Below are 21,410 nucleotides of genomic sequence, written 5' to 3'. Positions count from 1 at the left end.
GATTTCGCGAGTAACAGCGTCGCTGTGGACACTTCACCGATTTAACGGCTGGTTTTCGTCTCGCACGTCCGGATTGAGTGATCGTCAGGCGGTGCATACTCCGGTCGAGGAGGATTCTTACGCCGGTTCTCGAGGGGTATCGAAACGCGAATCGAAACTGCGTTCTGATCACTCGAGAGACCGCAATGATGACGAAAGTTCTCAGTTCGCTGTGGTGCCCAAGCAAGCGCCAGCGGGTTCGCCCCTTCTCCGCCAGGCCACACCACAACATCCAACGCAGGCCTGTCCTCGTTCGCGCGAGCGAAGCGAGTACGAGGTCGGAAGAGCGCGCTCTTCCGGTGGGTCGCACGTCTCGCAACGTTCGCGAGACGTATCCTCGGCCCCTGCTCTGGTCCCGTCAATTACCACTCCGAATCAAGTCTCGACGAACGTCCGGCTTCTCAACGTTTTTCTATCCCTACGCCGAACCTCAGCGTATGAAATACGTCCGATTCCGCGACCCGGCCGGTGCGGTTCGAAGAGGCGAACTCGAGAACGGAACCGTCCACTTCGCGAACGAGAGTTACGATTTCGACGGCGACGAAATCGACGTGCTCCCGCCGACGGAGCCCTCGAAGATCGTCTGCATCGGACGCAACTACGCCGACCACGCCGACGAGATGGGATCGGATCTCCCGGATCGTCCGATGCTCTTCTTGAAGCCGCCGAACACGGTCTCGAGCCACGGTGACACCGTCACCGTCCCGGCGGGAAAAGACCGGATCGACCACGAGGCCGAACTGGGAGTCGTCATCGGCGAGCAGTGCCGGCACGTCCCGGTATCCGACGCCATGGATGTCGTCGCAGGGTTCACCTGCGTCAACGACCTCTCGAACCGAGACGATCAGTCCGAAGAGCGCAACTGGGTCCGGGGCAAGGCCTTCGACGGAGCCGCCCCGATCGGACCGGTTCTCGCGACGCCGGACGAGGTGCCCGACGACGCGTCGGTTCAATCGCGAGTCAACGGAGAGTTGAAACAGGACGGCTCGCTCGATCAGCTCATCTTCCCGATTCCGGAGCTAATCGCCGAAATCACGACCTACCAGACGCTCGAGGAAGGCGATGTGATCGCGACCGGAACACCGGAGGGCGTCGGCGCGCTCTCGGACGGCGACGAGGTCGAAATCGAAGTCGAAGGCGTCGGAACGCTCTCGCACTCGGTTCGAATTCCCTGAGCCGGACGACGGAATACACTCGGAGACGAACGTTTTTCGACGCGTCGGCCGAACACCCGTTCATGACCGTCAGCTACGGCGCGGTGACGATCGACTGGCTCGGCCACGCGACCGTGCGACTCGAGGGGCGGACGGGCGCGGTTATCTACGTCGACCCCGTTCGGGATGGCGCGCTCGAGGAGGCCGACCCGCGAGACGGCGATTTGATTCTGGTCACACACGAGCACCACTACGATCCGGACGCGATTCGGCGGGTCGCTCGCGACGACGCGATGGTCGTTATCCACGAGTCGATAGACGGCCGGGGAGACGACCGGTGCGAGAGGGATAGACGCCGGGGGACCGTCGAGCGCCCGGCGAAACTCCCCTGTGACGTCGAGAGGGTCCGCGCCGACGAATCGTTCGTCCTTGGACCTCTCGATCTGTTCACGACGCCTGCTTACAACGAACCGGACGGCCCTCACATGCGCGAAGATGGGTCGCCGCCCCATCCGGAGGGAGAAGGCTGTGGCTACGCGGTCACCATCGACGGCGTGCAAGCGTTCGTTCCGGGCGATACTGACGCCCTCGAGTACCACGAGGAACTGGAGGTCGACGTTTTCTTCCCGCCGATCGGCGGCGGTGTCACGATGGATAGACGCGAGGCCGCGGCGCTCGCCGAGCGGATGAGCCCACGGCTCGTCTGTCCGATTCACTACGATACGTTCGATTCGCTCGAGACGGACGAGGAGGCCTTCGTCGTCGACGTGGCGACTCGCAACGTTCCCGTGGTTCTCGAGGATCCTGAGCGGTCGGCTGTCGCGCTCAAGGAACCGCAACCGATCGACTGAGGGACTCCGGATTCCTGTTCCGGACGTTCGTTTCAGGTAGTTGCTTCGGATTCAACACCGACTACAGCGACGTGTTCGGAGTCGAGCTAACGCTCGAGGTGAGAAACTGTTTGGTCTGGAGCCCTGTCTGGAACCGTTGCATGATCTTCGATTGGTGTTCGGGACACGCCATGACGATGACTGCCCCATCTTGAACCGGTATCATGGGTTGGGCCGCGTTGTGCGGTGCAAGACGACAGCCGGGACAACGGATTCCGCCGGCTGGGTGGTGATGCAGGAGATCGACCGACCCGTCGGTTGTCAACCCACAGACCGAACTGAACCGTTCGAGGTGGTCGTCACAGCTGATAACGGGAATCGTGAGTTGGTCCAAGAGGAGAAACGAGATGGCACGTTGACTATCAGATTCGAAGGCGGACCGACACGCATCACACTGGACGGGCGGATGGCCTTCGTCAGCACCCGGCTCCGGGTACTGTAAATCTGCTGCTGGCATTCGTGTCTATCGGCGGGTCGCCATGCAGGTAAGTGATTGGATGTCGGAGACTCGCGCGCTATCGCGAACACCTGCGTTCATCCGCGGGTCGTGATATACTGCCGGCTGTACGTCGTTCGGGATTCACGCCGCCCGGGGTTCGAGAATCTTCACAGAGGTACAGCCGGCAGTATAGCTATATTCTCTTCCGGGTCGACGGTCGGACATGACCAACGCAACGGTCTGTGTCTCGTATCACTTCGATGCCGTCTCGACGTGGCTCTGGGCGTTCGACGCCTGGGACATGCCGACCCGACACTCTCGAGGAGTCTACGGCGCGGACGTCGGAACACCTCGACTGCTCGGCCTCCACGACGACTACGATCTGCCCTCGACGTGGTGCATTCCGGGGCACACGATCGAGAGCTTCCCGACGGCCTGCGAGGCGGTCGCCGACGCGGGTCACGGAATCCAACACCACGGCTGGACCCACCGCGGTCCCTCGAGCTACGAGAGCAGGGAGGCCGAGAAGGCGGACATCGAACGCGGCATCGAGAGCATCGTCGCGCTGACGGGAGAGCGCCCAACTGGCTACGCCTCGCCCGCATGGGACTTCTCCGAGCACACGCTCGATATCCTGCTCGAACTCGGCTTCGAGTGGGACTCGAGCGTGATGGCCGCGGATTTCGAACCGCACTACCTCCGCCGGGGCTGGCGAGCGCCCGAGGACGCACCGTACGAACGCGGTGAGCCAACCGATATCGTCGAACTCCCGCCGTCGTGGGAGCGCGACGACTTCCCGCCGTTTACCTACACGTGGGCGAACCCCCACCGGATGGGCTACACCGACGAAGAGATGATCTTCCGGAAGTGGCGCGACCAGTTCGACTGGATGGTCGAAAACGTCGATAACGGAGTCTACGTTCTCACGCTCCACCCGCAAGTGATTGGACAGGCCCATCGGATTTCGTGCCTTGAGAACCTGTTCGAGCATATGCTCTCTCGAGACGGTGTCGAGTTCGAGCGAATGCAAACGGTCGCGGATGACTTTCGAGAACGAAATCCGTCCCCGACCCCGTGATGCCTCGAATCGATGTCGTCTGGTATACGTCCGGCGCGTACTCGTTTCACTACACGAATTTAGCTGACGTGAACTGGCGATTCGATCACCATCCAAACCCGCATTCGCCCGCAAAACAGTTCCACGCGCCTCCAGACTCACAATCCCACGTCGGCGAGCGATCGTGCAATATCGTCGAAGAACCGCGATTGGTCGCACGACCGGTTTTGAAACTCTGGCGACGAGCGTACGAGGCCGATTCGCTGTCCGAGATCAATACGGCAGAAAACCCGCCGTGAGTACGACGGCCTAGATAACGTCCATCGCCTCGAGTCGCTCCGGCAAGTACGTCTCCGTCACGAAGTCCAGTCCGCGAGCGGCGAGTGACTGCTGTTCGGCCTTCTTCCCGATCTCGAGTTGAAGTTCGATCTGTTCTTCCCAGTAGTCGGTCTGGAATCTGGGATCGGAAAGTTCGCTCTCGAGGGCGTTGATATCCGAATCCGAGAGCGGGTCGGTCGGCAGGTCGTACTCGACGATGTCGGCGGGCTGGATCCCGATGTACTGGGCTTCCGGCGTCGCGAGGTACTCCGAGAGATGGGCGGACTTGATCGAGCCGTAGGCGATCGAACCGAAGATCCGGTAGGACCACGGGTCGCCGTCAGCGAAGACCACCACGGGGAGACCGAGCTCGTCGTGGAACCGCTTCGTCAGTCGGCGGGTGGCCCGAGCGGGCTGGCCGCCGAGGTGGACGACGATCGCGTCGTACTCGTCGTCGAAGCCGTTCTCGACGAGTCGATCGCGCATACCACCGGTCTCCACGCAGAGGACGAACTCGGCGTCGTTGTCGAGAAACTCGATCATGTCCGGGTTGTTCGGGATCTGGTACCCGCCCTGTCCCACGTCGAGCTGACAGTGGATGTCGCGATCGCCGCGTTTCGTCTGCTCGCGGATGTGAAGCGGCCCCATCACCTTTGCGCCGGATTCCTCCGGACGCATGTGGAAGTCTTCGCGGGTGACCCCCGAGACGATCTCTAGGTCCTCGACCAGGCCGTTCGACTCGTCCTGATCGTTGAACTGGGCGTTGTCGTTATCCCAGCTTTCGGAGAGGTAGTACAACTCACGCAGGGTCGAGGAGCGGTCTTCCTCGAGTTGATCCGCGAGGAACTCGATCGTGTACGTCGCCTTGAGGAGCTTCCGCGCGCCTCGAACGGAGTTCGCCGACCGCGTCGAGGTTCGATCGCCGTAGACCCAGACCCCCTTCTCTTCGTCGTACTCGATGTTGCTCTTCGTCCGCGTCGGGAGGGACATACTCGGAATCTCTCCCGTCTCGAACTGATCGTAAAACTCCGCGGCGAGGTCGATCAACTGTTCTCTTGCTTCCTGGTTGGTGTCCGTACTCATTGGTCTGTCACGGTGAGTTTCTCGCTTTCTACGCCACTGACGTCGAGATCGAACGAGGCGTCGGTGTCGACCTCGTACTCGAGAACCGCTTCGTCGCCACTCGAGACGTCGCCGTCCCACTTGACGAACCACTCGCCGTCCATCTCGACGACGGTCGCGCCGTCGGAGAGCCCGCGCGGCTCGGCCGAAACGATATCAGTTAACTCGAACGACTCGGTTGTATTCGTGTGGTTCTCGACGACGACCGAGACCGCCTGACCGTCGCCGTTCTCCTCGAGTTCGCGCTCGACGAGGACGTTGTTCATGATCCGAGCGACGGCGTCGTCGATGTCCGGTTCGGGGTTGCCCGTCACTTCGGCGACCTTTTCGGCCATCTCCGGGAGGATCTGACCGAGAACGCTCTGTTTGCGCCGGCGTTTTTCCATCGAACGGCGCTTGTTGAGATAGCTCTTGAGTTCTCGAGACGCTTCGCGAATGGCGAGTTCGATCTCGTCTTCGATTTCGGGGACGTTCGCCACGGCGTCTTTCGATTCGCTCGTAAACGGTACGTTCGTCGACGCCACGTGGACCATGATCACGACGGGGCCGTTCGGAATCCCGGAGCCGCCCGGTTGCTCGAGCCCGTAGTTTCGCCAGCCGATCTGTTTGACCACGTCGGTCGTCGCACAGGCACCGCGCTGGTAGACCAGCGGCACGCGGTTCGCAAAGCGGAGTACGTCTCCGCTCCCTTCGGCTTGCAGGTCGCCACCGTAGGCGATCCCCGCTTCGACGATAAACGGATCGCCGCCCGAAACTTCCGCGTCGCGGGTCGCCGCCGCGTAGAAGTCAGCGTCGAACTCTTTTCGCAGACCGGCTTCGATGAGTTCGTCGGTGATCGGCGAGAGACACCGCGTCGGCGGTGCCATGATGTCGGTTGCACGCATTCCGTCGACCAGCTGGCTCGAGGCGTCCCGGCTCTCCGCCAGTTCCCGAACCAGCGGCGGATCGTCCGGAACCGTTCGCATGGCGGCCCAGATTTTCTCGACGACGTTCTCTCGAGCGGTGTCGCCGAACGCGGCCTCGTCGTACTCCTCGGTCAGCTCCGCGGCGCGGTCGACGGCCGATTGGAGCTCCCCGTGGGTGAATCGATGGCGCACGTCTTCGGCGTCCTCGAACTTGCCAGCCAGCCGCTCGGCGAAGGCGTGAATCACTTCGTCGTCCTTTCGCGTACTCGTCGCGTCGTCGGCGAGTGCGTAAATATTGGCCGTGATCCGGGAGTCGTCGTCCGATTCAATGTCCGTCGATGAGGTGCCGTCGTCGTCGCTTTCGTTCGACAGTCCGACGATCTCGCGCCACGCCGCCTCGACGGCGTTCTCACACACCGTGTCGCCGAAGGTCGTTCCGTGGTCGTCTTCGGTCGCTTCGGCCGCGGATTCGACGATATCAACCAGCTTGTGGTGGGCGATTCGTTCGCGGTTACTGACCGTCGTCGCGATGGTCTCTGCGAAGTCGGCCGTCGCGGTCGCACCTTTGTTCGCCGTCGCGGACTCGATTGCACCGGCAACGTCGGCGCTTTCGGTTGCCTCCGGCGGTTCCCACGACATTTCTCGACCGAAGTGTCGGTCGCGGAACTCGTCGATAACCGAGGTTGCGGTCTTCTTGCCGACTCGAGTGAACTCCTCCTGGAGGAATCCAGAGATGCTGTGGGAGTCGGTCGCCGAGAGCATCTTCATCACGGTGCCGAGTTCGACGCCGTGTGGGTGGGGTCGGATCTCCTCGGTCTCCTCGGGAAGGTCGTCGGTCGCCCGTTCGGATTTGAAGTGCGCGCTCGGCTCTTTGAGCTCGAGACGGGCGTGCGGGTTGACGACCGCCGTGTGTTTGATGTAATCGTGAAGTTGGTTTCGCGCCCGCATGTTCGCCTCCATCTCGAGTTCGATGCGGGTGCCGTGGGGACGGTCCCACGAAGCGGTTTCTTCGACGCTGATCTCGGGTTCGTTGTCGTCGGTGTCGATGATCAGTTCGAAGTACTCCGCCTCGCTCGAGCCCTGCGTTCGGCTCGTGATCTTGGCGGGTTTCCCGCTGGTCAGCTGGGAGTAAAGCACCGCCGCTGAGATACCAATCCCCTGCTGTCCGCGCGATTGCTCCCGAGCGTGGAACCGGGAGCCATAGAGCAGTTTTCCGAAGACCTTCGGTAACGATTCCTTGGTTAATCCCGGTCCGTTATCCTCGACGATGAGCCGGTAGTAATCTCCATCCTCCTGAATTTCGACGTAGATATCTGGAAGGATACCGGCTTCTTCCGCGGCGTCGAGTGCGTTGTCAACGGCCTCCTTGACGGCCGTCACAAGGCCTCGAGCGCCGCTGTCGAAGCCGAGCATGTGCTTGTTCTTCTCGAAGAACTCGGCGATGGAGATCGCGCGCTGGTTTTCAGCCAGCTCTTCGGCGATCCCCTCCTCCTCCTCGCCGAGTGTCGACTGGAACGACGTCATCGTTTCCTCTTATTAGCGGCGGGGCTAAAAGCTGTGCGCTACCGCGGTGAAAGTGATTCGTTCGATTTGTTTCGGGGCGGAGTTGCTTTTTGATGGATCTGTTCGATGCTCTTAGCGACTGCGTTCGAGGATTTCGGAACTGCGACGAGCGGTTGCTACCGGTTATAACGCAACTCGAGTCATCCTACTGATAAGTTACTAGTTGCACTCGAGGACGCGGCGCGTTCGACCTCGCCGTTATCTCCTCATTCTCTCCGTTATCTCCTCATTCTCTCCGTTATCTCCTCATTCTCTCCGTTATCTCCTCACTCGACGGTCGCCTGAGCCTCGGCCGCCGACGGCTCCTGTTCGTCCGCATCGAGGCGAACGGTCAGGACAGGGACCGGACACTGGCGGACAACGCGCTCGGTAACGCTCCCGAGCAATAATCGATCGATGCCGCCGCGGCCGTGGGTTCCCATCACGACGAGATCGCACTGCTCGGGTGCGGCTTCGTCGACGATAACCCGACTGGGCGACCCCTCAAGCACGATCGTTTCTACGGGGACGTCCTCCGGTGCGAGCTCTCTCACCCGCCGGACGGCCGTCTCGCCCTCTTCCCGAAGGGCGTCACTGATGCCGTCCCACGCGGTCTCCATCGGCAGCCCCCCGTAGCTCGCGGCGTTGACGACGTACACCGCACGAATCGCCGCGTCGTGCGTTCGCGCGAGCTCGATGGCGTACTCGAGTGCGTGCTCACCCTCTGCCGAGCCATCGGTCGGGACGAGGATTCGATCGTACATCGTGGTATATGATGACATACTACGCCCGACAGTAATAACGTTGTCGAGTGAGTGGCGGAGTTTCAGGCGTCGATCTCCTCGAGAACCTCGCTGTCGAGTTGCTTCGCGTCGGTGAAGACGCGGCGGCTGATCAGGATCGTGTTCATCACGACCGTCAAACCCCCGGCAGCGAAGATCATTAGCATGATCACAAACTGATACTGGGCCGCGTATATCGGGTTCGAGCCGGCGATGATCATTCCCGCCATCAGTCCCGGGATCTGGACGATTCCGAGGCTCTTGATGCTGTCGAGGATCGGGATGATCGAAGCGTAGACGCTCGTCGACACGTACTGGTTGATCGCCTGTTCGGGCGACCCGCCGACGCTCAGCATCGCTTCGATCTCCGCCCGGTTCGAGGCCAATTCCCCCGTGAAGCGATCCAAAACCAGCGAGTTCGTCTTCATCGCGTTGGCGATGATCATGCTTCCGATGACGATCAGGTCGCGCATCGTCGTCTCGATGGCACCCGCGAGCGTCATCATCACGATCACGAGTCCGGCACCGAATCCGATCGAAATGACGGACGTACGGAACACGCCGGGGATCGCACCGCCGCGCTTGTGAGAGATCCAGCCGCCGACGCAGATCATGAACGCGAGCACGACTGTCGCCCACGCGAGGTGGGCCGCCAGTAAGACGCCGATAACCGCCCCCGCCGCGACGACCTGTATCAACCCGCGACCCGACGTCGTCACGGCTTCGCGGCCGAAATCGAGGTTCCGGGCGTACACGACGCCCAGTACGATCGCGGCGAGCGCGGTTGCGACGATAATCTGCACGAAGCCCGTGAGGATAACCGGGTCCGTAGCCTGCTCGACGAACGTCTCGAGGGCTGCGTCGGTCATTCGAGTACCTCCTCGGGCGTCCCCTCCGCGACGATCTTCCCGTCGTCGAACTCGACGATGCGCTCCCCGAGTCGCCTCGCCTGTGCGGTGTCGTGCGTGACGAGCACGCATGTCAGCGATTCCTCGCGGATCAGTTCGGCCAGCAGATCCTCGATTTGGGCCTCGATCGCCGTATCGAGGTGCGCGGTCGGCTCGTCGAGGAGGAGCACCTCGGGCTCGACGTAGAGCGTTCGCGCGATGGAAACGCGTTGGCGCTCCCCGCCGGAAAGTTCCTCGGCGGGACGGTCCTCGTACCCCTCGAGCCCCATCCGCTCGAGGAGCGCCCCCACGCGGACGCCGTCGATCGGCTCGTCCCGTATTCGTGCACCGAGCGAGACGTTTTCGAAGACCGTTCCGCGGCTGAGGACGGCATCCTGCGGTATCAGCCCGATTCGCCGGCGCACCGTTTGTGGCTCGATCTCTCGGTAATCGGTTCCGTCGAGGTACACCGTCCCGGCAGTCGGTTCGTCGAGCCGGTTGAGCAATCGGAGGAACGAGGACTTGCCGGACCCCGACGAACCGACGATGGCGACGACGGTAGATTCCCGAACGCGCAGCGATACCGAATTGACGATCGGATCGCCGTCGACGATCCGAGTGAGCGAATCGGCTTCGAGTTTTGGCCCCATTGTGCGTTGCTAACTCGTCGTTCAGTCAAAAACGACGTGTTCGGGATCCAGATACCTTACCCGCCGGATCCCATGTGGGACGAACCCCGACCGACAGCATTTTTCACCGCCACCCCCTTCACGAATCCGTGAACGTACGCGGTACCGTCGCGGGCGAGGTCGACGTGCGAACGGTGACGACGAGCTACGGCGAGAGCGACCTCGCGGAGGTTCCGCTCCGGTTCGATCGCCTCGAGCGGTCGTCGAACCCGCTCGAGGGCCAACGCTCCGGTGATCTCGAGGACCAGGATTCCGGCTCGTTCGAGGGCTCCGAGGCGATGACGGTCACCCTCTGGGGCAAGTGGACCGAGTCGGCGGAACTGCTCGAGCAGGGGATGGAACTGCTCGTGACGAACGCCGAATCCGAGGAGTATCAGGGCGAAACCCAGTACTCGACGACGGGCGACTCCTATGTCGTCGTCGAGCCGGGTTTTCTGGTGAACGTGACGGCCGTCCGCAACTGGGTCGAGTGTCCGCGTCTCTACTATCTCAACAAGCTCTCCGGCGTGCCGCTTAACTACCCCGTCCTCAAGGGGACCATCGTCCACGAGGTCTTCGGCGACCTGCTCCGCGGGAGGGACCTCGAGGCCGCAATCGACGAGCGAATCGACGAGCGCGGGCTCGAGCTCGGATTGCTCGGCGAAACGCCCGAAGCCGTCGCCGAGGACGTTCGGGACAACGCCGCCGCGATCGAGGGCTGGCTGGAGCAGGGTCGATTGACGGGGGAAGGGAGGGCGGCGACAGCCGCCGATAACTCGGAACGGGCGTTTTCGCCCGAGGAGAGCAGTTGGCGATCCGAGCAGTTGCTTATCAGCGAGACGTTCGGCATCCGCGGCCGAGCCGACGCGGTTCGTCGAGGCGCTCCGGTCGAACTCAAGACCGGGAAAAACCTGCGCAAGGATCCCCGGTTCAAGGACAAGGTTCAGGCCGCCTGTTATGCCCTCCTGCTCGAGGAACACGGCGGCGACATCGACATGGGAACGCTGTTGTACACAAAAAACTCGGCGCTGGATCGGAACGAGGAAACCGGCGATCTGACACCCGCAAAGGAGTTCACGATGGGCGACGGCCTACTGAAGTTCGTCGTCCGCGTTCGAAACGAGATCGCGGCGATGGAGGTTTCCGGGGACGTACCAACCGGATACGAGGCTGATGCGAAGTGCGAGTACTGCTTCGAACAGGACACCTGCATGGTCGTCTCGGGTCGCCTCGACCAGGAGTCGAAAGCTGGCCAGATCGGACAGTCGCTCCCCGAGGACGAACTCGAGTACTTCGATCGGCTCTACCGCGCGATCGAGGAGGAACGCCGGGAAGTCCACAAGGAGTACGCCAAGCTCTGGGAACAGAGCGCGCAGGAACGAGCCGACGACGACCGAGCGATTATCGACCTCGAGTTCGTAGAGCGCCGCGAACTCGAGGGCGGGCGGTGGGAGCTTCGGGCCCGACAGCAGGGTACGGTCACCTCCAAGCTTCGAGAGGGGGATCTCGTGTTGGCGAGCGATGGCCATCCCGTGGGCGGCAATTCGGAGCTTGCCCGAATAGAGCGCCTCGACGACGAGATAGTCCTCTCGACCGACGAGCCGGTCGAAGTCACGCGACTGGACGTCTATCCCTCCGAGATCACGACCGACCGATTGCTCGTGGCGCTCCACGACGCCCTATTGAAAGGAAGCGATCGCCGAAAGGACGTTCTCTTCGGGCGAGCCGAACCCGAGTTCGAAGATCCCGAAGAGACGTTCATCGACAACAACGAGGCCCAGGACGAAGCCGTTCGAAAGGCAGTGGGCGCACAGGATTGCGCGTTGATCCACGGCCCGCCCGGGACGGGCAAGACCTACACCATCGCTCGAGCGATCCGCGCAATGGTCGAGCGCGGCGAGCGGGTGCTTCTCTCGGCGTTTACGAACCGAGCGGTCGACAACGCCCTCGAGGCGCTTCTCGAGCAGGGGATCAACACGACCGACGTGGTTCGAGTCGGCTCCGAGAGCGGCGTCCGCGAGGACATGCAGGCGTACCGACTCGACTACGCGGGCGATCCCGAGGAGCGTGTCGCCGAGTTACAGAACGCGCAGGTCGTGGCGGCGACGACGGCGACCTGCGGGTCGCGGGTCATGAAAGAACAAGCCTTCGACGTGGCGCTGGTCGACGAAGCCGCGCAGTTGACCGAGCCCGGAACCTACGCCGCGGCGAATTTGGCGGATCGGTTCGTCCTCGTCGGCGACCACGAACAGCTTCCGCCGGTCGTGCGAGCGGAGAACGACCTCACCGAATCGCTGTTCGAGCGCCTCGTCGAGGAACACCCGGATGCGGGCATCATGCTCGATCGGCAGTACCGGATGAACCAGCGGATTCAGGCCTTCGCTTCTCGAGAGTTCTACGATGGCGAACTTCGCCCCGCAGAGCCCGAGGTCGCGACGCGAACGCTCGACGACCTCGAGGGCGTTTCCCGCGAGAAACTTCTTCCCCAGCTTCGGGACCCAGTTAGCTTCGTTGCCGTCGAGGGCGACGACGGTCAGTATACCGACGACGAGGAAGCTGTTCGGATCTCGGAGTTGATCGAACGCTACGAAGAAGCCGGCCTCGAGCGCTCGGATATCGGCGTCATCGCGCCATTTCGGGCACAGGTTTCGAACATTTCGAATCACGTCCCCGACGAGGTCGCCGTCGATACCGTGGATCGATTCCAGGGCTCGAGCCAGGAGGTCATCATCGTTTCGTTCACCGCGACAGACACGCTCGAGGGGCCGATCTTCGAGGACTATCGCCGGATCAACGTCGCGCTGACGCGACCGAAACGGGCGCTCGTGCTCGTGGGCGATTCGAACGCGCTCGAGGCCGACCCGGTATATCGGCGGATGCTCGAGTGGGCCCGTCAATAATCGTTTTGGCAGTCTCGAATGGTGTCGAACACTCCCTTCGTTTCGGAGAACGACTAGTTGTGACGTTGCGGAACGGACGTCTGCGAATGCATCCGTCTCTCTATACTCAATCCCCAATACCGAGGGAACATATAAAAAGAAGAACAACAAATTGGAGGTATGAATACGGTGACCCTCTACTATGTATCGTTAGCCGTTTGTGGTGGTGTTCTTGGACTGATGGGACTCTCGAGTATTCTCGCTGGTAGTGTCGCACTTGTCCCCGTTCTCTTAGTAATCAGTGGGATTGGAATGGTCATCGGGGTTGCCTACGAGGTGTTCATCTCCCCGCCTTCAACCGATTCGGCTCCTGATGACCGATTAGTGTGGATTATGACTGGTCTCGCCGCGGTTGGCGTTATTGGTGGCATCTGGTCTTTACTTGGGTGATCCCGAGTGAGAACTGCGTGAGCTGTAGCTCTCGACCGTTCACAGTCACGACGAATCGAAATCCCGTAGGACTACCACCGGCTACGGTTCAAATGGCTCGGGTTCCTCGAACAAATCGACCGACTCGAGGAGAACTCTCACTTTGCTACTATCGTGAGGCTGTTGATTCACTCCGCTTCGCCGTCGACGATTTCAACAAAGCCGGTCATCCCTTCCGTATGCGCCTCGCAGACGTAGAGATCCATCTCCGTCGTGGCCTCAAACTCGAGGGTCTGGGTTTCTCCGGTCCCGCTTACGAGTTCTGTCTGGTACTCCTCGACGATCTCCATCGCGTCCGTCCTGAGCGCGATATTGTGCTGGTTTCCATCGACGTTCTCCCACGTAATTTCGTACGATTCGCCCGCCGTAAGCATGAGGGCTGGGTTTTCGTCACCGTCGATGAGTTCCGGTTCGACGCCGGTCCAACCCGACTCCTCGGCCTCGAGCATGATCTCCGAGACGTCTTCCCAATCGCTGGCGTCTCCGGCCGGTTCCTCGTCGTCGACCAGTGGGGATTCATCATCGTCCTCCTCGGTGTCGTCCTCGCCCAGTCCTCCACAGCCTGCGAGACTCGTGACGGTCGCAATCCCGCCGAACAGTAAGATCGTCCGACGACGGGAGAGACTCGTAGCTCGGTTCATACCGAACAAACCCTGTCACCGAACAAAACCCAACGGCCGTCAGTTGCGGGGATGGTTCTCGAGCGGGTTTCACTCGATTGGGATCCGTCTCGGGGATGAGTTCGGGGTTCCTATCGCGGTTTTAGTAGTCAGTGCCACTCCTGTAAGGAGACGACCGCAGGACACTGAACCGAGAGCCACGCACCGTCTTCGGTCCGTTCGTCGAGTCGAAAACGAGGGATAGAGTGCCCGTGGTCGACCGATGCCCGCACCTCCCGTTCCGTTCTCGCGGCGTCTGACTCTCGAGGACCATTTCTGCCCATGGGTGGTATATAGTAGCACACAATATAAGCTCTCCGTGAATCCTGGATCGTATCGGATCATTCCGAAGATGCATTCGGTCGCGACACGGACGCATTTGGTCGCGACACAAACGCATTTGATCGCTTCGTCAGTCGTCGCCCAACGAGACGGTTCGCTTGAAAACGGAGCGTTCGGTTCCGGTCTCGAGGGCGGTCATCCTCAGCCGGACATTGAATCGGACTGCTCGGTCACCTCGGCATTGGGGGCGTTCCGGAGCACGCTTCGAATGCCCTTTTTGGCATTTTGCTTGGTCGTATACCCTTCCCCACTGGTCGCGATGATGTTTCCGTTTCGATGAACCAGCCGCCAGCGCCACTCGCCTGCACGGTCCTCGAACAACTGGAACGTTCCCAGACTCTCGCTAGCCTGCCGTGTCTGTTCATCGTCGGAGACGGTCCCAGCCTCTCGAGTCGCCGTTTCTTCTGATTCGGAATCTCGTTCCCGTTCATCCGCCGAAGGGGTATCGGTACGATCCTCGAGGTTGTGTGGCTCTCGCCACTCGATTTCGATCTCGAGTTCGATTTCGTCCTCGGAATCGTCCTCGTCGTCGCCCGGTTCGCGTTCGATCTCGAACTCGAGTGAGTACGACTCAGCCGCGGCGAGGGATACCGATTGATCGCCGAGGCTCACCCGAAGCGTCTCACCGTTGTCGAATTCATCGGCGATGGCGTGTAACATCGATGCAACGTCCGCTCGCGAACTGGTCGTTTCGAACGAAAGGAGTTCGTCGGCCATAGGGAGTGTTCTCCGAACCAGCTCAAATAGGCCAGTTGCGCCGCAGCCTGAACGTTCACGGTCGGTACGTGTTCTCCCCACGTCTCCGCAATATCCAACCGGATCGAAGGGGTTTCGGTGGGGCATGAAACCCGAATAGTCGCTCCCCGACAATAGTTGATATTTCATTTTTGGCTAGAAAAACCCCTATAATAGCACCCTTCCGAGTAGCGACAATGGGTTCTGGGACTCCCGTCATCTCGAAAGTCGGAGGTCGACGAACCATCATGGCCCTCGGCGTACTATACGTCGTCCTCGCGGTCGGATGGGGGCTCATCCAAACTATCGACGGCGACCCCCTCCAGAACGTATTGCTCGTTTCTCTGTTTGTTGCTATCCCAGGGTTCGGCCTGTTCTGGGGTGGATATCGACTGCCACGGACTGATATCGATCCGGAATTCTACCCGGTGATCGGACGATGGTGTCTCGGAACAATCGGGATCATGTTCGGAATTCTCGCGATCTACCACGTTCAACCCGCCGACAGCCTCAACAACCCGGATAGAAGTATCCTGATCCTCTCGGCACTCAGCAGCGTCGCCGGATTCAGCGTCGGCTCTCACGACGCACGAGCGAAAACGCGAGCGCGCGAGGTCGCCCGCCGAAATCAGGAGCTTCGGAAGACACGAACCCAGCTCTCCGAGTCGAACGAGCGACTCGAGCAGTTCGCCTACGCCGCGTCCCACGACCTCGAAGAGCCCCTCCGGATGATCACGAGCTACCTCCGACTGCTCGAGCGCCGATACGGCGACGACCTCGACGAAGACGGCGAGGAATTCATCGAATACGCGGTCGACGGCGCGGAGCGAATGAAAGAGATGATCGACGCGTTGCTCGAGTATTCTCGCATCGAAACGCGAGGCGAGCCGCTGGAACCCGTCGATCTCGAGGAGGTGCTTGGTACCGTCCTGAAGAACCTCGAGCTTCGGATCGACGAACGCAATGCCACGGTCGAACTGGGGAAGCTCCCCCGCGTGATGGGTGATCGACGACAACTGCGACACGTGTTCCAGAACCTGCTGAGCAACGCCATCGAATACACTGATGACAAGCCGCCGCATGTTCGCGTCTCGGTCCAGCCGACGGGTTCGAAATGGCGGGTGTCCGTGAGCGACAACGGTATCGGGGTTCCGTCCGACAAGCACGAAGCGATTTTCGACGTCTTTCAGCGTCTTCACACCCACGAGGAACACGCCGGGACCGGAATCGGGCTCGCCCTCTGTAAACGGATCGTCGAGCGCCACGGCGGGGAGATCTGGGTCGACTCCGAATACAACGAGGGGGCCACGTTTTCGTTGACACTCCCCGCGGTCGCCGCCGATCAGGACGACTCTCGAGACGGAAGCGCCTGAACGGGAACGGCTGTCCCTGCAAGCACCAGCTACTCACCACAGATAGCCATCCGTCCGGATATGCAGACCGTCGTTCACCTCCTCTCTGGAGACGAAGCCGAACAGGAGACCGCGCTCGCAATCGCACGAAACCTTCTCGAGGACGAAACCGACAGTATCGACGACGTCGCGATCGTCGTCCAGTCCAAGGGAATCGCGACCGTCACGGCCGACGGGGATTCCGTCGAAGACGTGGAAGCGTTACTCGAGGACGGCGTTTCCGTCCGCGCCTGTTCGAACACGCTCGAAATGATGGATCTCGAGGAGTCGGATCTCCTCGAGGGCGTCGAAACCGTTCCCGAAGGGGCCGTCGAGGTGACCCGACTGCAAGAAGAAGGATACGGCTACCTTCGGCCGTAGCCGTTCGACACTCGGAGTCCAGTGGAATGGCCGGCCGAGTCGGCGACGCTCGAGAACCCGATCTTCGCGCGGCGACCTCGGGAGATACGGGCGGTTTGCTCGAGATATAGGTGTCCCAGACGTATTTTTGGAACCGTCTCGAGGGCGGAACTCCAGATATTATCAACTAACTGTCTCGTGCGTTCCTCGAAACTCATCATTATAGTCGCTGAATCTCTTGCCTACGGTATGGAGGAATCCGACTTCGTATCAGGCGTTCGTGACGTTGCGCCTGCGCTGCCGCCAAACATCCCGTTTGGGCTGTTGTTCGGAGCGACGGCCGTCGAGGTCGGGATCGGGCCGGTGCAGGCGACGGCGATGTCCCTGTTCGTCTTCGCCGGGGCCGCCCAGATGGCCGCGGTCGACCTACTGCGCGCGGACGCGGCGTTGTCGGTCGTCCTCACGACGGTTCTGGTTCTCAACCTTCGGTACATGATGTACGGAGCCTCGCTCGCACCCACGGTTCGCGAGCTCCCCGCCCGCTGGCGAGCGACCATGGGATACGCGCTGTCGGATGTCAATTACGCCCTCGCTATCGCAAAGTTCAGCGACGACCCCGCCGATGACTCGAGCGCCAATCCTGCCGATGACGAAGCCGACGACCCCTCCGATAGCTCGGCCGGCGACCGCGCGACCGTCCATCAGGGGTGGTACTACCTCGGGCTGACGGTCCCGTTCGTTATCTCGTTCGTCGGTGCGACCGCTGTCGGTGCGGTAGCGGGAATGTCCATCGGCGACGGACTGAATCTCGACTTCGCTATTCCGCTCATTTTTATCGCGTTGCTCGCACCGGCGCTCAAACGGCGCGGCCCCGTCCTCGTCGCGGTAACCTCCGGGATGGTGGCGGTGCCCGCCGCCGGGATTCCGTTCAACCTCGGGCTGTTCGTCGCCGCGGGAGCCGGCATCGCCGCTGGAACGCTATTCGACCGACTACGTACCGGACCGGGTGGGGCGTAACTCCGATGGCGAACGTAGACTCGACCATCATTTGGATCGCCATTGTCGGCATCGCCATCGGAACATACATTCTTCGAAGCGTGTTTTTGCTCGGCATCCAACGGTTAGGGGACATCCCACCCGCGATCAGTACCGTACTGCGGTTCGTTCCGATCGCCGTCTTCGCCGCGTTGATCACCCCCGATCTGGCCTACCTCGATGGACTTCTGGTCCTCTCGCCGAGAAACGAGCAGCTGATGGCCGGGCTGGTTGCGTTCGTCGTCGCCTGGTACACGGAGAACATGCTCCTGACCGTCGGCGTCGGAATGGCCGTCCTCTGGTTCCTCCAGTGGATATAACGGACGCGGACGCGGACTCGGTTCCCGAAATTAGTTTGGACGAGGGAAGTCGTCGAAATTCGCGAAACGGCCCTGTCGATTAAGCGACCTCGCTTTGAACAACACCACATGTGCGCTCGAGTCACCGACGTGATGACCGAGGACGTCATCACCTGCGGGGCCGACACGTCCCTCGAGGCGGTTGCAGAACGGATGCTCCGGAACGGGATCGGAAGCGTCGTCATCACGACCGACGGAAACTCCTACGGCATCGTTACGGAGACGGACATCGTCCTCGCGACGTACAAAACGGGTAAGCCGCTCGCGGAGATCCCGACGCAGGCAGTCGCGAGCCATCCGGTCGTGACCGTCGAACCGACGCAGACGCTTCGCCTCGCCGCAACGCGAATGCGAGACGAGGAGATCAAGAAACTCGTCGTGGTTTCGGGCCTCGAAATCGAGGGAATCCTCACGACGCAGGATCTGATCGACCACTACGGAGAGTTGACGAAAGACATCCAACAGATCAGACAGCGAAGCCAGCCCCGACGCGAGAAATGGCCTCGAGAGGACTTCTAATAGGGATGTTCGTACCTATTTTCAGCCAGTCTGAGCAGAGAACGAGGTTCAGGGGACGAAATCGGCGATAGAGTATCTACGCTGGGAGAGAATTACGAACGACCCTATAATTACTGCTCGAGGATGTGGATGCCGTCCGGCTCGAGGCGAACCCCGACGCCGTTTGGTTTCTCCTGGAAGACTTCCGCGTGAGAGTCGATATCATCGACGCCCGCGCCGACCTCGAACCCGCCGTTATCGGGAAGGCAATTGAACTCGCGCTGTTCCCCGTCGGCGAGGCTGATATCCTCGAGGAAAACGACCTCGTCCGAGTCCCGTACCCGGAGCCGGACCGTCGCATCGCGCGAGAGTCCGTTCTCGATCACGACCGTGTCACCCCCGCCGATGACCCGCTGTACGCTACGATGTGCTCTGGCCGTCAGCGCGGCGGCGCGCGCCTGAAACGCCTCCGGATCGTCCTGATATTTGAGGAGAAGACCAAGGACTGCAAGTAGTCCGATCACGAGCAGTCCGAACTGTACCGGCGAGATCCGATCGAGCAGCGACTGATCGGGTTGATTTTCGATCGTCGCCGTCCGTTCCGCGGCCGTGGAGGCATTTAGCGACTCGTTGTTGGTCGTAATCCCGTAGGCGTACTCGCCGCTTTCCTCCGGCGAATCGACGACGGCCGAGACCAGTTCAGTCTGTTCGGGCTCGAGTGTCAGTTCTTCTTCGGCCGCCGTCTCACCGTCAAACACGAACTGGACGGTTTGCGTATCCGATAGCTCTCCCGTGTTCGTCACGTTCCCGGCGATAGAGAGCTCCGAATCGGGGTCATCAGCGCCGCGTAACTCGACGTCGGCGGCCTCGAAGACCGATCTGTTCGTCGTCACCGTCTCCGAGACGGTGCTCGTATTCGCGGTGAGTTCGACGCCCGACGACGCGTCGGCGGTCAACTGAAACTCGAACGAGTGCTCGACGGTTTCGGATGCGTTGAGCAGGAACTCCTCGCTCTGGGTGGCATCCGATTCGACAGTATCCGAATCCTCGACTCCGACGGTGAGGTTCTGGAACTCGGGTACTTCGCCATCGTTTTCGATGCTCACCGTCGTCGACAGCGGCTCGCTCGAGGAGAACGTCTCGTCGAGGTCGCTGAACTCGAGGGTCACGTTTCGGTCGAACTCCGTGACGTTGGAGCCGCCGGGCGTCTCGAGCGAGACGTTCTCTATGGGGAGTTTGCTCTCGGTGAGATCGTACGTGAACGTTTCCTCGTACGGCGATTCGTCGATAGTCACGTCGCGTTCTTCGACGACGGTTCCGTTGACGAGGAACTCCGTTGGGATGTCCATTTCGCCGTTCGGTATATCATCGTCATATTCGAACTCACCGGTTATCTCGAGTTCCTCACTAAGGTTTCCGATTTCAATTTCTGGAATTCCGACTCCCATATTGTCTTCGTGGTCGTCGGCATCGAGAACGATCGCTTCGGTCTCCGCGGATTCGCCTATCTCCGGGATTTCGACTGCGACATCGATCTCCGGAACGTCGCTAGAACTCGTTTCGTAGGAAATTTCACCTTCCGTCGTACCGCCGGGGTCGATCTCGAGGTCGTCCGTTTCGACGGTTTCGTTCTCGACGATGAACTCGACGGTCATATCGTCCACCGGAACGTCTCCGATGCGTTCAATTTCGACGCCGATATCCAGTTCCTCACCCGCAATAGCCGTGGTGGTGCCGATTTCGTTGATGACGACTTCGGCTTCGGCGATATCGATATCTCGAGTGTCGTCTACTCCATCGATCTCGAGTTCTACTTCAGTAATCGAGCTATCGCCTTCCTCCGTTTCAATGACGAACGGTTCGTTGATATAGTTGCCAGGGTTTACGTTCACGACCTGGCTGTCAGACTCGTCCCCCCAAGAGAGAGTTCGGTCGCCGACGTAGTTGCTATAGCCGTGATTGGTGATCGTCGTGTTAACGATGAGATCCTCTCCTTCAGCGGGTTCGTTAACGTTGGTTATTTCGGGTTCAAGAACGGCTTCGTCGTGATTATCGTAAATGATCGGATCACCTTCGCCGCGGGTGACAATGGGTGCGGATTGGTCATCGTCAGTCCGTACTGTTCCGTCTTCGGGATCGATTTCAATGCCGATCGAGCTATCCACTACCTGCAAGTCCGGCGAAGCGTCTTCATTACGTTCGATATGACTTCCAGGCTTGTCGTCGTGTTCCTCACCAACTTCGACTGGCTCGCTGCCCAGTTGGAGAACTGGGTTATCGTCGTCCCACGTAGAGAGCACGAGGTAGTCGTCATTATGCGTGATAAAAGCCTGCTCAGGGGTGTTGTTCGTTGCCTGCCCACTTACGACAGTGTTGTTCTCGAATTGAACGACGGCGAAGTCATCCTGCGGGTCTGATGCGCTCGCGAGCGTAGCCGTCGTTTCGTCCGCCGGCCCGTCGAATGCCTCTTCGGACCCCTCGAGCGAGGATTCACCGTCGTTATCTGCAGCCCCCATCCCGATAGTCCCGGCACCAAGCACCGCCCCGACCACCACGAGACTCACGATCAATCCAACGAGAGCGTGTTCCGCAAACTGGGACGCACGACGCAACCGAATAGAACGGGACCAGACGTTCGTGAGCATAGTGGTGACTCTGGAGAGGGTGGCTTGCAGGGTGGATGGCGGATTCGCATTCATCGAAACGACACCGATACTATGTTTCGACCTATTTCGATGGCTTATTGAAATACTCTCTGGGCGATTATTATAATATATCTTTATATTCAGTACTTATTGAATATCTTGCGTGTATCGAATATACAGACATCGTTGCGCTCGAGCGATCTACTGCTCGAACG

General features: G+C 60.6%; 21 protein-coding genes. 11 read left to right on the top strand and 10 right to left on the bottom strand.

The features are described 5' to 3' along the window. Positions 1-476 precede the first annotated feature (476 nt). Together ACYQ14_RS16755 and ACYQ14_RS16750 are read left to right on the top strand one after the other, a co-directional pair. Positions 477-1,214, top strand: a complete 738-nt coding sequence (locus tag ACYQ14_RS16755; RefSeq protein ID WP_459889520.1) for a fumarylacetoacetate hydrolase family protein — start codon at positions 477-479, stop codon at positions 1,212-1,214. A gap of 62 nt (positions 1,215-1,276) precedes the next feature. Continuing rightward, positions 1,277-2,044, top strand: coding sequence for an MBL fold metallo-hydrolase (locus ACYQ14_RS16750; protein ID WP_459889518.1), 768 nt, complete (start codon positions 1,277-1,279; stop codon positions 2,042-2,044). A 61-nt stretch (positions 2,045-2,105) separates the two neighbouring features. Here ACYQ14_RS16750 and ACYQ14_RS16745 read toward each other — a convergent pair whose 3' ends face one another. Continuing rightward, on the bottom strand, positions 2,106-2,540 hold the full coding sequence (locus tag ACYQ14_RS16745) for a hypothetical protein (protein ID WP_459889516.1): 435 nt from the start codon (positions 2,538-2,540) through the stop codon (positions 2,106-2,108). Positions 2,541-2,745: 205 nt separating this feature from the next. Between ACYQ14_RS16745 and ACYQ14_RS16740 the strand changes: the two genes are divergently transcribed. Then, positions 2,746-3,600 (top strand): polysaccharide deacetylase family protein, encoded by an 855-nt coding sequence (locus ACYQ14_RS16740; RefSeq protein WP_459889514.1) that lies wholly within the window; start codon positions 2,746-2,748, stop codon positions 3,598-3,600. Then, positions 3,600-3,878 (top strand): toxin-antitoxin system TumE family protein, encoded by a 279-nt coding sequence (locus tag ACYQ14_RS16735; RefSeq protein WP_459889512.1) that lies wholly within the window; start codon positions 3,600-3,602, stop codon positions 3,876-3,878. Before ACYQ14_RS16740 ends, ACYQ14_RS16735 begins: the two co-directional genes overlap by 1 nt. Before the next feature lie 10 nt (positions 3,879-3,888). On the opposite strand, the gene ACYQ14_RS16730 is transcribed toward ACYQ14_RS16735, so the two are convergent. From ACYQ14_RS16730 to ACYQ14_RS16710, 5 genes are all read right to left on the bottom strand, one after another. Further along, positions 3,889-4,980: a DNA topoisomerase IV subunit A gene (locus tag ACYQ14_RS16730; protein ID WP_459889510.1), complete on the bottom strand. Its 1,092-nt coding sequence runs from the start codon at positions 4,978-4,980 to the stop codon at positions 3,889-3,891. Then, a complete protein-coding gene (locus tag ACYQ14_RS16725) occupies positions 4,977-7,448 on the bottom strand; it encodes a DNA topoisomerase VI subunit B (protein ID WP_459889508.1) in 2,472 nt (823 codons plus the stop codon). Before ACYQ14_RS16725 ends, ACYQ14_RS16730 begins: the two co-directional genes overlap by 4 nt. Positions 7,449-7,753: 305 nt before the next feature. Next, the gene (locus ACYQ14_RS16720; protein WP_459890106.1) at positions 7,754-8,230 is read right to left on the bottom strand and encodes a universal stress protein; all 477 of its coding nucleotides are present in this window, start codon (positions 8,228-8,230) and stop codon (positions 7,754-7,756) included. Between the two features lie 62 nt (positions 8,231-8,292). Then, positions 8,293-9,117, bottom strand: a complete 825-nt coding sequence (locus ACYQ14_RS16715) for an ABC transporter permease (protein WP_459889506.1) — start codon at positions 9,115-9,117, stop codon at positions 8,293-8,295. Continuing rightward, on the bottom strand, positions 9,114-9,785 hold the full coding sequence (locus tag ACYQ14_RS16710) for an ABC transporter ATP-binding protein (protein ID WP_459889504.1): 672 nt from the start codon (positions 9,783-9,785) through the stop codon (positions 9,114-9,116). The genes ACYQ14_RS16715 and ACYQ14_RS16710 overlap by 4 nt, the downstream gene beginning before the upstream one ends. A 128-nt stretch (positions 9,786-9,913) precedes the next feature. Between ACYQ14_RS16710 and ACYQ14_RS16705 the strand changes: the two genes are divergently transcribed. Together ACYQ14_RS16705 and ACYQ14_RS16700 are read left to right on the top strand one after the other, a co-directional pair. Further along, complete coding sequence (locus tag ACYQ14_RS16705) at positions 9,914-12,703, top strand: AAA domain-containing protein (protein ID WP_459889502.1); 2,790 nt, start codon at positions 9,914-9,916, stop codon at positions 12,701-12,703. Positions 12,704-12,862: 159 nt separating this feature from the next. Next, entirely contained in the window at positions 12,863-13,132 is a 270-nt protein-coding gene (locus ACYQ14_RS16700; RefSeq protein WP_459889500.1) for a hypothetical protein, read from the top strand. A gap of 167 nt (positions 13,133-13,299) precedes the next feature. Here the strand turns inward: ACYQ14_RS16700 and ACYQ14_RS16695 are convergent, their stop codons facing one another. The 3 genes from ACYQ14_RS16695 to ACYQ14_RS16685 form a co-directional block, all read right to left on the bottom strand. Beyond that, positions 13,300-13,812 (bottom strand): cupredoxin domain-containing protein, encoded by a 513-nt coding sequence (locus tag ACYQ14_RS16695; protein WP_459889498.1) that lies wholly within the window; start codon positions 13,810-13,812, stop codon positions 13,300-13,302. Positions 13,813-13,940: 128 nt separating this feature from the next. Next, positions 13,941-14,114 (bottom strand): DUF7556 family protein, encoded by a 174-nt coding sequence (locus ACYQ14_RS16690; RefSeq protein WP_459889496.1) that lies wholly within the window; start codon positions 14,112-14,114, stop codon positions 13,941-13,943. A 199-nt stretch (positions 14,115-14,313) separates the two neighbouring features. Next, a complete protein-coding gene (locus tag ACYQ14_RS16685) occupies positions 14,314-14,889 on the bottom strand; it encodes an HVO_2922 family protein (RefSeq protein ID WP_459889494.1) in 576 nt (191 codons plus the stop codon). Positions 14,890-15,104: 215 nt separating this feature from the next. Here ACYQ14_RS16685 and ACYQ14_RS16680 point away from each other — a divergent pair, with 215 nt between their 5' ends. The 5 genes from ACYQ14_RS16680 to ACYQ14_RS16660 all read left to right on the top strand — a co-directional run bounded on the left by ACYQ14_RS16680 (position 15,105) and on the right by ACYQ14_RS16660 (position 18,571). Then, positions 15,105-16,280, top strand: coding sequence for a sensor histidine kinase (locus tag ACYQ14_RS16680; protein ID WP_459889492.1), 1,176 nt, complete (start codon positions 15,105-15,107; stop codon positions 16,278-16,280). A gap of 60 nt (positions 16,281-16,340) precedes the next feature. Then, complete coding sequence (locus ACYQ14_RS16675) at positions 16,341-16,679, top strand: DsrE family protein (protein WP_283835497.1); 339 nt, start codon at positions 16,341-16,343, stop codon at positions 16,677-16,679. A gap of 228 nt (positions 16,680-16,907) precedes the next feature. Then, positions 16,908-17,675, top strand: coding sequence for an AzlC family ABC transporter permease (locus ACYQ14_RS16670; protein ID WP_459889489.1), 768 nt, complete (start codon positions 16,908-16,910; stop codon positions 17,673-17,675). 5 nt (positions 17,676-17,680) lie between these two features. Continuing rightward, the gene (locus ACYQ14_RS16665; protein WP_459889487.1) at positions 17,681-18,013 is read left to right on the top strand and encodes an AzlD domain-containing protein; all 333 of its coding nucleotides are present in this window, start codon (positions 17,681-17,683) and stop codon (positions 18,011-18,013) included. 108 nt (positions 18,014-18,121) lie between these two features. Next, positions 18,122-18,571, top strand: a complete 450-nt coding sequence (locus ACYQ14_RS16660) for a CBS domain-containing protein (RefSeq protein ID WP_459889485.1) — start codon at positions 18,122-18,124, stop codon at positions 18,569-18,571. Between the two features lie 110 nt (positions 18,572-18,681). Here the strand turns inward: ACYQ14_RS16660 and ACYQ14_RS16655 are convergent, their stop codons facing one another. After that, a complete protein-coding gene (locus tag ACYQ14_RS16655) occupies positions 18,682-21,114 on the bottom strand; it encodes a hypothetical protein (RefSeq protein ID WP_459889483.1) in 2,433 nt (810 codons plus the stop codon). Positions 21,115-21,410 lie beyond the last annotated feature (296 nt).

Source organism: Halostagnicola bangensis (assembly GCF_054653435.1).
This window is presented reverse-complemented; position numbering and strand designations above follow the sequence as displayed.

Coding starts and splice junctions, on each gene's coding strand:
- ACYQ14_RS16685 (WP_459889494.1), bottom strand. CDS start 14,889: ATGGCCGACGAACTCCTTTCGTTCGAAACGACCAGTTCGCGAGCGGAC.
- ACYQ14_RS16735 (WP_459889512.1), top strand. CDS start 3,600: ATGCCTCGAATCGATGTCGTCTGGTATACGTCCGGCGCGTACTCGTTT.
- ACYQ14_RS16695 (WP_459889498.1), bottom strand. CDS start 13,812: ATGAACCGAGCTACGAGTCTCTCCCGTCGTCGGACGATCTTACTGTTC.
- ACYQ14_RS16740 (WP_459889514.1), top strand. CDS start 2,746: ATGACCAACGCAACGGTCTGTGTCTCGTATCACTTCGATGCCGTCTCG.
- ACYQ14_RS16665 (WP_459889487.1), top strand. CDS start 17,681: ATGGCGAACGTAGACTCGACCATCATTTGGATCGCCATTGTCGGCATC.
- ACYQ14_RS16690 (WP_459889496.1), bottom strand. CDS start 14,114: ATGGGCAGAAATGGTCCTCGAGAGTCAGACGCCGCGAGAACGGAACGG.
- ACYQ14_RS16680 (WP_459889492.1), top strand. CDS start 15,105: ATGGGTTCTGGGACTCCCGTCATCTCGAAAGTCGGAGGTCGACGAACC.
- ACYQ14_RS16675 (WP_283835497.1), top strand. CDS start 16,341: ATGCAGACCGTCGTTCACCTCCTCTCTGGAGACGAAGCCGAACAGGAG.
- ACYQ14_RS16710 (WP_459889504.1), bottom strand. CDS start 9,785: ATGGGGCCAAAACTCGAAGCCGATTCGCTCACTCGGATCGTCGACGGC.
- ACYQ14_RS16720 (WP_459890106.1), bottom strand. CDS start 8,230: ATGTACGATCGAATCCTCGTCCCGACCGATGGCTCGGCAGAGGGTGAG.
- ACYQ14_RS16745 (WP_459889516.1), bottom strand. CDS start 2,540: ATGCCAGCAGCAGATTTACAGTACCCGGAGCCGGGTGCTGACGAAGGC.
- ACYQ14_RS16750 (WP_459889518.1), top strand. CDS start 1,277: ATGACCGTCAGCTACGGCGCGGTGACGATCGACTGGCTCGGCCACGCG.
- ACYQ14_RS16700 (WP_459889500.1), top strand. CDS start 12,863: ATGAATACGGTGACCCTCTACTATGTATCGTTAGCCGTTTGTGGTGGT.
- ACYQ14_RS16755 (WP_459889520.1), top strand. CDS start 477: ATGAAATACGTCCGATTCCGCGACCCGGCCGGTGCGGTTCGAAGAGGC.
- ACYQ14_RS16730 (WP_459889510.1), bottom strand. CDS start 4,980: ATGAGTACGGACACCAACCAGGAAGCAAGAGAACAGTTGATCGACCTC.
- ACYQ14_RS16725 (WP_459889508.1), bottom strand. CDS start 7,448: ATGACGTCGTTCCAGTCGACACTCGGCGAGGAGGAGGAGGGGATCGCC.
- ACYQ14_RS16715 (WP_459889506.1), bottom strand. CDS start 9,117: ATGACCGACGCAGCCCTCGAGACGTTCGTCGAGCAGGCTACGGACCCG.
- ACYQ14_RS16660 (WP_459889485.1), top strand. CDS start 18,122: ATGTGCGCTCGAGTCACCGACGTGATGACCGAGGACGTCATCACCTGC.
- ACYQ14_RS16670 (WP_459889489.1), top strand. CDS start 16,908: ATGGAGGAATCCGACTTCGTATCAGGCGTTCGTGACGTTGCGCCTGCG.